This is a genomic window from Nocardiopsis quinghaiensis (assembly GCF_008638365.1).
Lineage (GTDB): Bacteria > Actinomycetota > Actinomycetes > Streptosporangiales > Streptosporangiaceae > Nocardiopsis > Nocardiopsis quinghaiensis.
Genome location: NZ_VWVU01000004.1, coordinates 22,558 through 37,338 on the forward strand (window position 1 = coordinate 22,558; position 14,781 = coordinate 37,338).

General features: G+C 71.6%; 12 protein-coding genes. 4 read left to right on the forward strand and 8 right to left on the reverse strand.

From position 1 onward, the window contains the following. Nucleotides 1-32 precede the first annotated feature (32 nt). Complete coding sequence (locus tag FYX01_RS10815; RefSeq protein ID WP_150240176.1) at nt 33-917, reverse strand: amidohydrolase family protein; 885 nt, start codon at nt 915-917, stop codon at nt 33-35. Nucleotides 918-1,114: 197 nt separating this feature from the next. Further along, nucleotides 1,115-1,600 (reverse strand): Lrp/AsnC family transcriptional regulator, encoded by a 486-nt coding sequence (locus tag FYX01_RS10820; protein WP_150240177.1) that lies wholly within the window; start codon nt 1,598-1,600, stop codon nt 1,115-1,117. A gap of 189 nt (nt 1,601-1,789) precedes the next feature. Between FYX01_RS10820 and FYX01_RS10825 the strand changes: the two genes are divergently transcribed. The 3 genes from FYX01_RS10825 to FYX01_RS10835 all read left to right on the forward strand — a co-directional run bounded on the left by FYX01_RS10825 (nt 1,790) and on the right by FYX01_RS10835 (nt 6,755). After that, complete coding sequence (locus FYX01_RS10825; protein ID WP_150240178.1) at nt 1,790-3,034, forward strand: MFS transporter; 1,245 nt, start codon at nt 1,790-1,792, stop codon at nt 3,032-3,034. Between the two features lie 482 nt (nt 3,035-3,516). Further along, on the forward strand, nt 3,517-4,863 hold the full coding sequence (locus FYX01_RS10830) for an MFS transporter (RefSeq protein ID WP_150240180.1): 1,347 nt from the start codon (nt 3,517-3,519) through the stop codon (nt 4,861-4,863). Nucleotides 4,864-5,153: 290 nt separating this feature from the next. Beyond that, the gene (locus FYX01_RS10835; RefSeq protein ID WP_150240182.1) at nt 5,154-6,755 is read left to right on the forward strand and encodes an OmpA family protein; all 1,602 of its coding nucleotides are present in this window, start codon (nt 5,154-5,156) and stop codon (nt 6,753-6,755) included. A gap of 97 nt (nt 6,756-6,852) precedes the next feature. Here the strand turns inward: FYX01_RS10835 and FYX01_RS10840 are convergent, their stop codons facing one another. From FYX01_RS10840 to FYX01_RS10860, 5 genes are all read right to left on the reverse strand, one after another. Further along, the gene (locus tag FYX01_RS10840) at nt 6,853-7,590 is read right to left on the reverse strand and encodes a hypothetical protein (protein ID WP_150240184.1); all 738 of its coding nucleotides are present in this window, start codon (nt 7,588-7,590) and stop codon (nt 6,853-6,855) included. A gap of 227 nt (nt 7,591-7,817) precedes the next feature. Further along, on the reverse strand, nt 7,818-9,218 hold the full coding sequence (gene lpdA, locus FYX01_RS10845) for a dihydrolipoyl dehydrogenase (protein WP_150240186.1): 1,401 nt from the start codon (nt 9,216-9,218) through the stop codon (nt 7,818-7,820). A 212-nt stretch (nt 9,219-9,430) separates the two neighbouring features. After that, the gene (locus FYX01_RS10850) at nt 9,431-10,231 is read right to left on the reverse strand and encodes a DedA family protein (protein ID WP_150240188.1); all 801 of its coding nucleotides are present in this window, start codon (nt 10,229-10,231) and stop codon (nt 9,431-9,433) included. Nucleotides 10,232-10,353: 122 nt separating this feature from the next. After that, nucleotides 10,354-12,021, reverse strand: coding sequence for a hypothetical protein (locus FYX01_RS10855; protein WP_150240190.1), 1,668 nt, complete (start codon nt 12,019-12,021; stop codon nt 10,354-10,356). 323 nt (nt 12,022-12,344) lie between these two features. Then, the gene (locus FYX01_RS10860) at nt 12,345-13,460 is read right to left on the reverse strand and encodes a winged helix DNA-binding domain-containing protein (protein WP_150240192.1); all 1,116 of its coding nucleotides are present in this window, start codon (nt 13,458-13,460) and stop codon (nt 12,345-12,347) included. Between the two features lie 179 nt (nt 13,461-13,639). On the opposite strand from FYX01_RS10860, the gene FYX01_RS10865 reads away from it, so the two are divergent. After that, a complete protein-coding gene (locus FYX01_RS10865; RefSeq protein WP_150240194.1) occupies nt 13,640-14,236 on the forward strand; it encodes a GNAT family N-acetyltransferase in 597 nt (198 codons plus the stop codon). Between the two features lie 122 nt (nt 14,237-14,358). On the opposite strand, the gene FYX01_RS10870 is transcribed toward FYX01_RS10865, so the two are convergent. Next, nucleotides 14,359-14,778 carry a hypothetical protein gene (locus FYX01_RS10870; protein ID WP_150240196.1) on the reverse strand — a complete coding sequence of 140 codons (420 nt, stop codon included), beginning with the start codon at nt 14,776-14,778 and terminating at the stop codon, nt 14,359-14,361. Nucleotides 14,779-14,781 lie beyond the last annotated feature (3 nt).

Here is a 14,781-nt window from a genome sequence, read left to right on the forward strand (position 1 = left end):
GCCTTTCTGCGTCGGCGGGGTCGGGGCGGCGGTCAGAGGTCGAACAGCCGGGCGGCGTTGCCGTACAGGACGGCGCGCAGCCAGTCCGCGCCCAGGTCCAGGCCGGTCAGGGCCTGGAGCTGTTCGAGGTAGGGGTAGGGGATGTTCGGGAAGTCCGTGCCGAGCAGGACGCGGTCGGCGACGTCCTTCAGACGGGGCAGCTCCCCGTCGGGGAAGGGCGCCCAGCGCTCGGTGAAGCCGGTGAACACCATCGTGGTGTCCAGGTGGACGCGCTCGTGGCGCTCGGCCAGGTCCAGGAACGCGCCGTACTCGGGTGCCCCGGCGTGCGCGATGACGGCGGTGAGGCGGGGGTGCTCGCGCAGGACCTCGGTGAAGGGCCCCGGGCCGGTGAAGGGTCCCGGTGCGGGGCCCGAACCGCAGTGGACGACCACGGGCGTGCCCGCGTCGGCGAGGGTCCCCCACACGTCGGAGAGCAGGGGGTCGCGCGGGTCGTATCGGCCGACCTGGAGGTGGGCCTTGAACACGCGGGTTCCCGCCTCGACCGCGGCGGCCACGTAGCCGCGGGCCCCGGGCTCGGGGTAGAAGGTGGCGCTGCGCAGGCAGTCGGGGTTGCGGTCGGCGAAGCCGGACGCCCACTCGTTGAGCCAGGTGGCCATGCCGGGCCGGTGGGGGTAGGAGAGGGCGGTGAAGTGCCGGACCCCGAACCCGCGCAGGAGGGCCAGGCGTTCGTCCTCGTCCCCCCGGTAGGTGATCGGCCACAGGCCGCCGAGGGCGTCGAAGTAGTCCCACACCTTGTTCAGCACGTTGGCGGGCATGAAGTGCGTGTGCACGTCGATGAGCCCGGGGAGGCCGAGGTCCCGCCAGATCGCGCGGACGGCGGCGGACTCGGGCTCGGCACTGGTGGAGACGCGTGTCACAACGGACACGATACGGGGCGGGTCCGGTCGTGGGCCACGGGCGGACCCGGGTGGCGTGACTGCGGCGGTGCGGGCGGCGAGGTCGTCACCGCCGCCCACCGCCCCTGTGCCCAGCCTGTGGACGGCTCTCCCCGCCGCGCCCGCTGCCCGCGCACGGGGGCTCCCGCCTCCGCCCACGCCGCGAGCCCGCCCGGGGATCAGGCCCCGCGGCGGGTGCGGGCGTTGGTCGGGGCGATGCGGTGGTTGTGCAGGTGCTCGTAGACGATCGACGCGCGCACGTCGGCGACCTCGGGGCGCTCGGTCAGCTTGTCGATGACGAACGCGTACAGGCTGTTGTTGTCGGGCAGGGCCACATGGATGAGGAAGTCCTCGCTGCCCGAGGTCACGAACACCGACAGGGTGTCGGGCAGTGAGCGCACCCAGTCGCGGAAGGCCTCGATGTTGTGGCGCGAGGGCTTCACCACGCTCACGGTGATGAGCGCCTGGACCGGGCGGCCGATCCTCTCCAGGTCCACGTCCAGGAGTGAGCCCCGAATCACACCCCTTTCCCGCAGCGCACGGGTCCGATCCAGGGTCGTCGTGGGCGATGCGCCGACCGCGGCGGCCACATCGCGGTTGGTTTTCCGTGCGTCTGACTGGAGTTCGGCCAGGATCGCCGTATCAAGCTCGTCAAGATCAGGCATTCTGCCACTCTAGCCGTACTAAGTTCGGAATGTTGTTTAGCAGACCGCTATATGCATAACATTTGAGGGAAAAGATCGTATTTGGCTCGCCTGGAAGCGATCCTTCCGAGGCAGGCAGAGTCGCCCCGCCGTTCGGCCCCGCTCGGGTGCGATGACGCACCACCGCAGAACACGAGGGACGTCCTTACCATGAGACCTTCCCCTGTCGCGGCCGCCACCGACCGATCGTCGGTCCGCCCGCGCCTCACCGGCCGCACCCTGGCCCTGGCCGCCATCGTCTGCGCGGCCCTGAACCTGCGCCTGGTGGTCACCTCCCTGTCGCCCCTGCTGACCACGATCGGAGGGGAGTTCGGGTTCACCGCCACCGTCATCGGTGTCCTCGGCACCCTGCCCCTGGTCGCCTTCGCCGTCTTCGGCCTGGTCACTCCCGCGATCATGCGCCGCCTGGGAGCCGAGTCCACCGCCGTGCTCAGCATGCTGCTGGCCGGCGTCGGCCAGGCCCTGCGCGCCTTCGCCCCGGACACCGGCACCCTGCTGGTACTCACCGGCGTCGCCCTCACCGGCGCGGCGCTCGGCAACGTCGTGATCCCGCCGCTGATCAAGCAGTACTTCCCCGACCGCCTGGCCTCCCTGAGCACCGTCCAGATGGTGGCCATCCACGTGGGCGCCCTGTTCCCGCCGCTGGTCGCCGTACCCCTCGCCGAGGTCGCGGGGTGGCGCTTCGCCCTGGGCTGCTGGTCGGTGATCGCCCTGGCCGCCGCCCTGCTGTGGGCGCTCCAGCGCGGCCGTCCGCACCCGGCGGCCGCGGCCCTCCCGAACGGCGGTCCCGCCCTGGCCCGCCCGATCTGGCGGGTCGGCATGGCCTGGCGGACGGCCCTGCTCTTCGGCATGGTCACCTGGAACGTCTTCACCCTGTTCACCTGGCTGCCCACCCTGATCACCGACGCCGGGCACAGCCCGGCCGTGGCCGGGAGCATGGTCTCCCTGATGGTCGGCACCAGCCTGCTGTTCGGCCTGGCGGCGCCCACGCTCACGCTGCGCTCCTCGAACACCTTCCCGATCGTGGCGACCGGCCTGACCGGGTACGCGGTCGGCTACGCGGGCATCGCCCTGGCTCCCCAGCTGACGCCGCTGTGGGTGGTCTTCCTGGGCCTGGGGACCAGCCTGTTCGTGGTGACCATGACGATGATCAACGCGCGCAGCACCACCTCGCGGGGCGCGGCGGACCTGTCCGGGTTCGTGCAGGGCGTGGGCAGCGGTTTCGCCCTCGGCGGTCCGCTGCTGTTCGGCCTGCTCAACGAGCTGACCGGGACCTGGACCGCCTCCTACCTCCTGGTGGCCGGCGGCTCGCTGGCGGTCGCCTTCGTCGTGGCCTATGTCGAGCGCGTCCCGTGGAGCATCGAGGCCGCGGCGGCGGGGCGGCGTCCCTCCTGACGCGTGTCCGTGCGCCCTCCCCGCGCGTGTCCGTGCGCCGTGCTCCCGTACCCGCGGCGGGTACCGGGCGTCGGACCCCGCCACGAGTACGAGCTCGCCACGGGTACGGGACCGTCACGGACGGGCCCCGTGGCCGAACCCGGCCATCCCCGCCGGACGCGTGAAGCCGGCCCCCGGATCCCCTCCACCGTCGTTCCTGGCAGCCGCCTTCCTTCCTCGCGGACCCCACCGGTCCCACCGATCTCGGCAGGCCCGTGGCACTCGGCTCTCCACGCAGGGCCCACACCGGTCCGCTTCCTCCGCCGTGCCTGTTCAGCGGGTGCGCAAGGTTCCATGGAGTAGCCGCGAGCCACCCGCTCCCGCCCTTGGGAGGACAGTCGCCTACACCACTTCCGGAGCGGATTTTCCATCCGATCTCCGTCGTACGGAGCACAGAACCATCGAAGCTTCGCTGATGTGGGTAATGCGCGCATAATGACGACATGACCCCTCGACAGGCCTCCCGTCCGGTTCTGCGGACGGGGCAGCCGGTCGTGACGACGGCACGACAGCCCACCCCATCGCGACCCCCCGGTCAGGACCCCCCGGTCGACAGCGCGGAGCAGTTCGCCCCCCTCATCCGCAACCGCGACTTCCAACTCCTCTGGACCAGTCGGTTCCTCGCCGGGCTCGGCAAGGAGAGCGGCGAGGTCGCCTACCCCCTCCTCGCACTCCTCCTCGTGGGATCGGCCACGCAGGCGGGTGTCATCGGTGCCGCCCAGGTCACCACCGCCATGATCACCGCCGTCATCGGCGGCTCGCTCGCCGACCGGGTCGACCGCAGGGCCGTCCTGCTGTGCTGCGACCTCGGGCGCCTCACACTGCTGGCCCTCTTCGTCACCCTCCTGGTCACCCAGAACGTCACGTTCCCCCTCGTCGTGGGCGTCGCGGTCGGCTCCGCGGCGATGATGGGCGTCTCCAACCCCGTCGCGATGGCCTCCATCAAACAGTTGGTCCCCGCCTCACAGGTGGCCGAGGCCTCCGCGCAGAACCAGATCCGCTTCTTCACCACCACGGCCCTCGGCGCGCCCGTCACCGGATCCCTCTTCACCCTGGGCCGGGCCTTCCCCTTCGCCGCCGAGGCCCTCAGCTACCTGGCGTCCGCGGTGCTGGTGCTGTTCATCCGCCGCCCCCTGCAGAGCCACCAGTGCGAGGTGCCGGAGCGGTGGACCCTGCGAGACACGGTCAGCGGGTTCGCCGTGCTGGCCAGGAACCCGATCCTGCGCCCGATGATCCTGTGGATCGTCGGATTCAACCTCACCTTCACTCAGACGGGTGCCTCGCTGGCCCTCATCGCGACCGCCGAGAGCCAGGGCGCCAGCCACTTCCAGATCGGGCTGACCGTCTCCCTGGCCGGGACCGGCGGTCTGGTCGGCGCCCTGTTCGCCGGACTGGTCGTCAGGTGGGTGCGCCCGTCGACGACCTTCCTCGCCGCCGCATGGTCCGCTCCCGTGTGTGCTCTGGCGCTGCTGGCCGCGCCCAACGTGATGTCACTCGGGGTGCTGATGGGCTGTGTGTTCGCCATCGTGCCGTGCGTGAACGCCGTGTTCCACGGCTACGTCGCCGCGTCGGTCACCGACGGCTACCAGGGACGCGTGCTGGGCGCGGTCACGTTCATGGCGCTGGTCTCGCAGCCGATCGGCATCCTCGGGATCGGGGTGATCTTCGACCGGGCCGGGCCCGATTGGGTCTTCCTGACGATGGCCCTGGTGTCGGCGCTCGCCGCCCTGTTCAGCCTCTCGCCGGTCATGCGGGACCTGCCCCGGCCGGAGGACGTGTCCGTGGCCTGAGCCCTCGGCTTCGTCCCTCGCGGGAACCGGGCACCCACCCGTGTCACCCCTCGCCTCCGGGACGTGGAAGGCGGCCAAGGTGCGGAAGGCGGCCGGGGCGGGGAAGGCGGCGGGGACATGGAGGGGCCGCACGGGAAACCCTCGGGGGATCTCCCGCCACGGCTCCTGCCAGGACACACCCTGCCCAAGGGTTCCGTATCCAGCCAACAGGGGACGGGGCGGTCGGTTCGACTCCGCAGGTGCAGGAAGATGTTGCCCGTACGTCTTCTCAACGATCGGAGTTCCCCCACATGGCGCGGAAGACGCCCCTCACCGTGGTCGCGCTGATGGTTTCGGGCAGCCTCCTGCTCAGCGGCTGCACGGTCACCGCGGACATATCCGACTGGTGGTCGGAGACGTTCGGCGACGCCTCGGGGCCGCCCGAGGTCAAGGAGGAGTTCCCCTACGTACGCGAGGGGCGCATCTTCCAGGACACCGGCCAGGACGCCGAGATGCGCTTCGCCGTCACCGGTCTGGAACGCACGGACGACTACACCGTCATGTACTACGAGATCAGCTACCCCGACGAGTTCTCCGGCCCGAACCGGAACCTGAGCATGGCCCACACCCTCGTGGACCCGCTCACCGGCCGGGTCTACCGGCAGTTCCTGGACGAGGGGGGCCTCAAGTACGGCTCCGAGAGCCCCAACCAGGACGGCCTGTACCCGGTCCACGACGGGGTCACCAACGAGTACGTGCGCTACTTCCCGCGCCTTCCCGACGAGGTCGCGCAGATCACCTTCGTCGGCAGCGGGCTCGGCGCCATGACGGGCATCCCCGTCCAGGACGTGGAGGAGGAGCGGCCGGACCCGGAGAACCCCAACGGGGCCGACCACCTCACCCCGGACGACCCGCCGCCGAACGGCGAGAACCTCACCTTCGCCAACCGCCGCCCCGACGGGGAGGCCGTGGCCGACGAGGGCTGGGTGCAGAGCTTCGTCGACTCCGAGGTCGCCTCCACCACCCGTGACGGCGACCGCGAGATCATCTCCCTGCACTCCGACGTCATGTTCGAGTTCGACCGCTCGGACCTGACCTCCGAAGCCGAGGACGTGGTGCGCCGCGCGGCCACCACCCTGGCCGACAACGTCGACCCCGACGAGCCCGTCATCACCGTCATCGGCCACACCGACAGCCTCGGCGAGGAGGCCTACAACGACGACCTGTCGGTGAAGCGCGCCGAGACCGTGCGCGACCTGCTCGCCGAGGAGCTCGGCACCGACTACACCCTGGAGGTGGAGGGCCGCGGCGAGCACGAGCCGATCGCCCGCGAGGGCGGCTCCGACGACGAGGCGGCCCGCGCCCGCAACCGGCGCGTGGAGTTCTCCTACGTCTTCGACACCACGGCGGAGGCCACCGAGGAGGAGTACGACGACGACGGTCTGGGCGCCGCCCAGCGCAACGCCACCTGGCCCGCGCCCTACAGCGACGACCCGGGGTCCGTGGTGGCCGAGGGCGAGCTGGAGGGGGTGCGTCTGGAGGTCTACCCGCTGCGCCGCGACGGCGCGTACGTCATCGGCACCGTGTCGCTGACCAACACCACCGACCAGCCGACCATCCCCGACATGGGCGGCCAGGAGGCCATCCAGGACGGTGCCCCGGAGCAGTTCAGCAAGGGCACGCTCGGCGGCTTCCAGCTGCTGGAGCCGGAGGGCGCACTGGTGCGGTACGTGGCGCAGATGGACTTCGGCGAGGGGCGCTACAGCAGCTTCGCCGACGAGGTGCACATGCTCCAGCCCGGCAACACCTACAACCTGGTCACGGTGTTCCCCGCGCCGCCGGTGGACGTTGAGGAGCTGACGCTGAGGGCGGGCCCGTTCGGCGAGTTCGAGGAGATCCCGGTGCGGTACTAGGGCGGCTCCGGGGAGGTACCGGGGACTGGCAGGTACCCGCCCGACAACACGAGGGGGCCACCACCGGTGGCCCCCTCCGCCGTTCGCGGCGGACCCGTCAGCCGCGGATCTGCTCGGCGGCCAGCATGACCACCCGCTCCAGGTCCTCGCGCGGCACCTCGTCGGAGTGGGCGATGGCCGTGACGTACAGGTCTCCGGGCAGCGACAGGTACAGGTTGCGGCTGGAGCCGTCCACCGCGCCCACGTACTCCAGTTCGCCGCCCAGGGAGTCGGCCTCGTCGGTGTGGTAGTTGTCCACGTCCACGTCGATGTCCACCTCCCAGTTCATCTCCTCCTCCGCGCCGGGCACCCGTACCACGTCCGGGTTGGCGCTCGGGTCGACGTTCTGGGTGAACACGAGGGTGAACGAGGGGGAGCCGGGCCCGGTGCCGCCGTCGCTGAACGAGCACATCACCTGCTCGGCGCCGTCGATCCCCTCCACCTCGCCGATCTCCTCGGTGAGGACGGTTCCCGGCGCCAGGTCGCCGACGGCCTCGGCGGCGCCGGCGGCCTCGCACGACTCGGGCAGGCCGTAGCCCGACGCGGCCTGTTCCTCCTCCGCCGGCTCCTCCTCGGGGCTCGGGCCGGCACCGGGCTCCTCGTCCGGGGCCTCCTCGTCGCTCCCCCAGGAGAAGCCGTCTCCCCAGGGGAAGCCGTCCTCCCAGGAGAGGCTGAGGTCCATGTCGAACTCGTCGGGGGCGACCACGTCGAAGCCGATGAGGACGACTCCGCCGATGACGACGACGGCGGCGGCCGTGCCCAGGCACGACAGGGGAGTGGACGGGATCAGTCGCATGGGTGGCTTTCGGGTCGGGGGAGTGCCGGGCGGTCGGAGGGGGCTCCGGCGGGGGACACAGGAAACCTAGCAAGTCCCCGGTGACCCCAGCGCGGTGGCGGCCGTCCCCGGGGTGTGTCCGCCGGACGCCCCGGCGGCCCGGGGCGGCTTCCGCGCGCGGGAAACGGCGCCTGCGGGGGCGGGTTCCCGCCTCCGCGGGGGAGGCGGGAACCCGTGGACGCGGGTCGTCACATGTTGATCATGTGGCCGGCGAGGCCGTGCACGGCCTCCTTGACCGCCTCGCTGAGCGTCGGGTGGGCGTGGATGTTGCGGGCGACCTCGTGCACGGTCAGGTCCCACTGCTGGGCCAGGGTCAGCTCGGGCAGCAGCTCGGTGACGTCCGGGCCGATCAGGTGGGCGCCCAGGAACTCCCCGTACTTGCCGTCGGAGAGGATCTTGACGAAACCGCGCGTGTCCCCGAGGCCGTGCGCCTTGCCGTTGGCCATGAACGGGAACTTGGCGACCTGGACGTCGAAACCGGCCTCCCGCGCCTCCTTCTCGGTGTAGCCGAAACTGGCGATCTGCGGCTGGCAGTAGGTGGCGCGCGGGATGAACCTGTAGTCGATCTCCTGGGTCTCCGCGTCCGCGATGGTCTCGGAGGCGACGATGCCCATGGCCTCGGCGGTGTGGGCCAGCATGAGCTTGGCGGTGACGTCGCCGATGGCGAAGATGTTCGGGACGTTGGTGCGGCCCCGGGAGTCGATGGCGATGGCGCCCCGCTCGGTCAGCTCCACGCCGGTCTTCTCCAGGCCGTAGCCCTCCACGTTGGGAGCGAAGCCGATGGCCTGGAGGAGCTTGTCGGCCTCCAGGGTCTGCTCCCCGCCGTCACCGCTGACGGTGACGCGGACGCCCTGGCCGGTGTCCTCGACCGACTCCACACGGGTGGAGGTCATGACCTTGACGCCGAGCTTCTTGTAGGCCCGGGCCAGTTCCTTGGAGACCTCCTCGTCCTCCGTGGGCACGAGGCGGTCGAGGAACTCGACGATGGTGACGTCCACGCCGTAGTTGGCCATGACGTAGGCGAACTCCACGCCGATGGCGCCCGCACCGGCGATGACGACGCTCCCGGGCAGGGTGTCGGTGAGGATCTGCTCCTCGTAGGTGACGACCCGCTCGGAGAGTTCGGTGCCGGGCAGCAGCTTGGTGGAGGAGCCCGCCGCGATCACCGCGTGGTCGAAGGTGACGGTCTCGTTGCCGTCCTTGCCGCTGACCTGGATCGTGTGGTCGTCGGTGAAGGTGCCGCGCCCGTCGATCTCGGTGATCTTGTTCTTCTTCATGAGGTAGTGGACGCCCTTGACGCGTCCCTCGGCCACCTCACGGCTGCGGCTGTGGGCCTTGCCGAAGTCGAACTCGACCTTCCCGTCGACCCTGATGCCGAAGAGGTCGGCGTCGTTGTGGAACAGGTGGGCCAGCTCGGCGTTGCGCAGCAGGGCCTTGGAGGGGATGCAGCCCACGTTGAGGCAGACCCCGCCCCAGTACTTCTCCTCGATGACGGCGGTCTCCAGGCCGAGCTGTGCGGCGCGGACGGCGGCGACGTAGCCACCGGGCCCCGCGCCGAGAACCACCAGATCGAAGTGTCGCTGTCCCATGACGGGATCTCCTTGAGTGTGTTTGTGACGCACCCAGCGCAGTCGGCTTGCCCGGGTTGTCGGATTGCCGAACGCCAGCCTAGTCGGGTGCCCGCCGCACGTGGGTGACCAGGCGCTTTCCCGCTCCCACTTTCCGAGGTGCCGACTGGTCGCCGCAGGTCACACCCGGCCGGAGGCGGTCGTTCCCGGTCCGGTCACGGCTCCCCGCGGTGTCACTTCCGCGCCGTCGCCCTGGCCGCCCGGCTCTGCCTGACCACGGGGACGAAGGCCATGAGCAGGATGATGCCGAGGGAGACCCAGAGGGCGTACCTGTCCACCATGAGGACGATGTCGACCCCGGTCCGCCCCGCCGCGTAGCCGATGGAGGCCACGGTCGCGGTGAGGAGCAGGGCCCCGGCGGCGTCCAGGGCCAGGAAGGTCCTCAGGCGCATCCCGGTCCAGCCCGCGGTGACGTGGACGAGGGCGGAGGGGACACCCGGCACGTAGTTGAGGAGGAGGACGGTCCTGATGATCCAGGGGTTCATGTCCTGCGCCCCGTCGGCGAAGCGCTGGGCCTTCTCCCCCGGGGCCAGGAGGTTGACGATGCCGCGGCCCCAGCGCCGGCCCACCCACCAGAACAGCCAGTCGAGCTTCACCTTGCCGAAGACGCCCGCCACGATGACGAGCCACAGCGGTATCTCACCGACCCGGGAGAAGGCCGCGGCCGCGCCGATCGCCGAGGTGCTGCCGGTGACGAACTCCAGCAGCACCGGGTGGTGGGCGATCAGGAAGGGCTTGAGCGGAGTCATCGCCATGAAGAAGACGGGAAGCCCGAGGAAGGTGGCCATCAGGGCCTTGTCCTGCCGCGTGGCCCTGCCCTGCCAGGGCTTCAGGGAGCGGAGGGCGGCCCGGGCCTCCTCCTTCTTCCGCTCCTCCTTCGTGGGGAGCCCCTCGGCCCCCAGCGGGGAGTGCTGTTCGGTCTGGCGGGTCGCCGGATCCTCTCCCGTGCGGTCGCCGTTCGCTGTCGTCGCCATGTGACCGAGTCTCCCGGATCGGGTGCTGTGCTCGTAGTCGTGGAAGTCAGCGGTTCGGTGTGAGAACCGGGGGTCCCGAGGCATGACGCATGTCATGCGGCAGGAGGGGCGGGGAGTGTCGGTCAGCGCGAGGAGTCGGGTGGCGTGGCGGGGCGCTTCCAACCGGGCGCCCACGACCAGCTGTCCGAGACGCCCGGCGGCATGGGCGGCAGCAGGTGCGCGCCGGGACTCCGGTCGTCGGCGTCCTCCACCGGTTTCGCGGAGTGCCTCGCCTTGTGCCGCGCCTCCGTGGCCCCCGCGTCCTCCGCCGGCTCCGTGGAGTGCCGTGCCTCGTGCCTCGGCCCCGCGGCCCCCGCGGGGTCGGGAACGGGAAGGGGGGCCGGCGGCTCGGCCCACGGGTGTGGTTCGGGTGCCTCCCGTGCCGGGGCGGGCTCGTCCCGGTAGTCCGACGGCGTCCTCCACGGGCTCGGCTCGGACGCCCCCTCCGCCATGGCGGACTCGTCCTGGTACTCCAGCGGGATGCCCCACGGCTCCGACGAGGACGACTGCGCCAGCGGCCAGCTCGGAGCGGCGTCGGCCCCGGCGGGGGGGACCTCCTCCTCCGGTTCCGGGTCCAGGGCCTTGAAGGTCGCCGACATCGGCCCCGAGTCCACCTCGGCGAAGTGCGCGGCCACCCCGAAGTGGCGGGGCGCCCGGTGGGTTCCGGTCTCGTCGTGCTCGATCGGCGGCGCCATCGGATGCCGCACCGTGCCGGCCGGATGGATCCGCGACCACCAGGCGGCCACCTCTCCGTGGCTCAGCTCCTCCACCACCTCCAGCGACCCGGTGATGTGCGGGTGCCTGCGTCCGGCGCGCCAGGAGTGGGTCAGCGACTGCGGCTCCAGCACCAGCACGCGCTCACCGTCCACCACCGGGACGTCACCGGGGTAGGCCTCGTTGCCCACCCACGTGCCGTCGCCGCCGACCAGGTCCCACTCGCCGCGCACCACGTCGGCCAGCGGGTCCGCGGGGGCGTCCAGGCACGCCGCGGTCCACCGGGGGTCGGGGCGGGTGCCCGGCACCCGCATGCCCTCCTTGCCGATCAGCGCGTCCGCGAGCAGCGTGTGCAGCTGGAAGTTGTCGCCGATCCCGTCGAAGCGGACCCGGAAGCCCCGCCACGAGGACCGTTCCAGTACCAGGAGGGTGTCCGCCTCCGCCATCCGCAGCAGCTCGTTGAGCTCGACGAAGTCGCTGAGCTGTGTGGAGAGGGCGTGCACGATCTGGGTGAGCCCCTCCAGCGCGCTGGAGTCGGCGCGCACGGCGGCGCGCACCTCGGGGTCGCCCAGCATGGCCTTGGCGGCCAGCCCGTAGCGCAGCGACGTCCACCAGCCCGCTGTGGCCAGGGGCGCGTTCTCCCCGAGGACCTCCTCGACCCGCTGCTCGTCGGCCTCTGACACGTCGTTGGGCGAGGGCGGCGATCCGCCGCCCGTCTTGTCCCACGCGTGCATGAACGCGGCTGCGGCCTGCCCGTATCTGCCGAGCTGACGCAGCACCTCCAGCCCCACCTGTCCCGCGGGCGCCCCGGATTCCACCAGGGCCCCGGCCAGGACGGCGAGGTCGGCCGCGATTCCCGCGGCGGGTTCGGTGTCGCTCAGAACCGGCGCCAGCGCCTCCATGGCGGTGGCGAGTTCTTCCACGGGCACCTGGGAGGACAGCCGGAACACGTCGTGCACGGCCGCCGGGAAGTCGGGTGCCTGGCTGGCTGCGGTGTCGAGCACGCGTTGAAACGCGGCACGGAACTCTTCGGTCACTCGTGAATCCTTCCATACCCGCACGTAATGTCCGAGGTTTGGCTACATGCCTCCATGGTGGACACCGGGAAAAACCGCGCAAATCGGACTTGTGTCAGCGGGTCGGGAGGACCGGGGCCGGCCCGCGAAAGCCAGCCCCGGGCGGCGCGCGGGCCCTGAGGCGGTCTGGGGGAGACGGCCAGGGGCGGCCCTGGAACCGGGTCCGGAAAAGACGGCCCGGGGCGGCCTGAGCCGACCTGAGGCGACCTGAGGCGGTCTCGGGCGGTCCGAGGCGGTCCCAGGCGGTACGGGAGAACGGGAGAGGCGGTCCGGGCGGGGCGGGGTCAGGCGGACCCGGCGAACCGGACCCCGTGCCTGTCGCGGTCGGGCGCCAGGAACTCCAGCAGCCGCAGGCCCTCGGCCTCCGCCTCCTCGCGGTCGGCGCTCCCGATCGGCGCGAAGGGGCTCACCTCCACGGTCGCGGCTCCCCTCTCCCGGACGACCCTCCACGCGCCGCGCACCTCGCCGTCGACGAGCACCGTGGCGAGGGGCATCCCGTTGCGCGAGGCGAGCCGCCTCAGGTTCTCCGCGGAGACCATCCGGCCGCGGTCGGCGTGGCCGCGCAGCAGGTTGTCGAAGTCGTAGAGGAAGCGCACGGGCGCGGGGACGTCCGGCCCCGGGCGCGGGGCCTCGGGGAGGTCGAACAGCTCGGCGCCGTCCTCGCCGCGCAGGACCACGAGCCTCTCGCGCAGGCGGTCCACCACCCCGCGCAGCCGGGTCAGTCCCGACCACGCCTGCACGTCCTTCACGGTGGCCGGCCCGAACGCGGCCAGGTAGCGGAGCACGAGCGTGTCCGGGTCCGGCTCGGCGTCCATGGGCAGCCCGGTCCAGACGTCGGCGGGCGCGAGCGCGGGCGCCCCGGAGGCGCCCCACACCCCGCGCGGGGGCACCTGGACGGTCGGGAGCAGGCAGCGGACCACGTACGCGAGGTCGCCCGCGGGCGTGTCCGTCCACCGCTCGGCCAGGCGGGCGCCCAGCTCGGCGGGGGTGAGCGGCTCCCGCTCCAGGAGGGCCCGACCGATGGAGACCACGGCGTCCAGGTCGAGTCCGGCGGTGGCCCTCCCGTGGCCGCCGCGTGCGAGGTCCCCGGCGATGGCGTCCTGGACCGTGGGGCGCAGCCAGTGGCAGTCCCGGGGCGTGACCAGGTGGAGGGTCGAGCGCATCAGCGGGAGGCGGACGAGTTCGCCGTCGGTGAGCTGGCCCCCGACCGTGTGGGGGTCGAGGCCCTCGATCCGGTTCTGGAGGCCGACGTACCAGGTGTGCGTGGTCTGCGCCTGGAGCCCGAACAGGTGGCTGACGACCTCGGTGACCGGCCGGTCCACGCGCCGGAGGAGGAGCTGGCGGTCGAGGGTGGCGCGGTTCAGCGCGCGTCGGGAGAGGGCGGTGTCGGTGGCGGCCATCGCTTGGTTCCTCCAGGGCTCCCGGTCAGTGGGGGAACACTATCGGCGGGGTCCGACACACCGGGAGGAGGCGGAGCGGTGGGCGCGGTGGTCCGGGAGGGACGCCCCTCCGCCTGCCGGTTCGTTGCTCGACACTACAATCCACAACGGACATAACGACGTATACCGGAGGAGTGCTCATGTCGTGGTCCGAACAGTCGCGAGTCCAGCTGGAGACCGAGCACGTGATACTCACCCCGCTGGTGGAGACGGACCGCGAGGGATGGCGGGAACAGGCCATGGACCCCGACATCTGGACGTACTTCGTGACCCGTGTGGACGACGAGGCGAGTTTCGTCCGGTTCTTCTACTCTTACCTGGCCGCCAGTGACAACGGGAAACGTACGACGTTCACCATCACCGACAAGGCGAGCGGACGCGTCGCGGGCAGCACGAGCTACGGGAACATGTCCGAGGACGACCTGCGCCTGGAGATCGGCAGCTCCTGGCTGGGGCGCGAGTTCCGTGGACGCGGGATCAACCACTGGACGAAGTACCTGCTGATGCGGCACGCCTTCGAGGAGATGGGCGCCGAGCGGGTCGAGTTCAAGACCGACGTGCTCAACGAGCGCGCCCGCCGGGGCCTGCGCGCCATCGGCGCCACGGAGGAGGGCGTGCTGCGCAGCTACAACCCCATGCCCGACGGGCACCGACGGGACGCGGTGTACTACTCGGTGCTCAAGGCCGAGTGGCCGGGCGTACGGGAACTCCTGGAGGAGGGCCCGAACTTCCGCTGAGGTTCGCGCCTGCCGCCCGTGGCCCTGGCCGTTCGCGGCCCGGGCCGGGGAGCCTGGTGAGTGATCCGGAGACGTCGCGGGTGTGACGCACGGGACTCGACCTGCCGCCTGACATGGAAGCGTCACGGCGCGTGGGGCGTATCGCGACCGGACAGGAGCGGAGGCCGCCGTGCGGACGGGACTCCCGTCGAACCGTCGACGGGATCGTTCGGATCCCTGGGCGCGGGTACCCGGACGGGGCACGGGTGGGGCACGGGGCCGACCGAGGACCACAGGCATCCCGGGGCCGGGCAGCTCCAGAAGCCCTCGGGGGCGTCGGTGGCGGCACCGGCGGCCAGTTCCCGCTCCACCCGTCCCATCCGCTCCGACAGGCCCTCCGCGGTGGGCGACGCCAGCCACGGCATCGCCTCCGGGCCCAGGTAGAAACCGACGTAGGCGCGCAGCGCCGGAGCCCACATCACCATCCAGTGCCGTCCGCGGCGGCTGTTGAGCCGGCGCGCGGCCTGGTACCGCTCGTGGTCGTCCGCGTAGTCCCAGCCCACGGC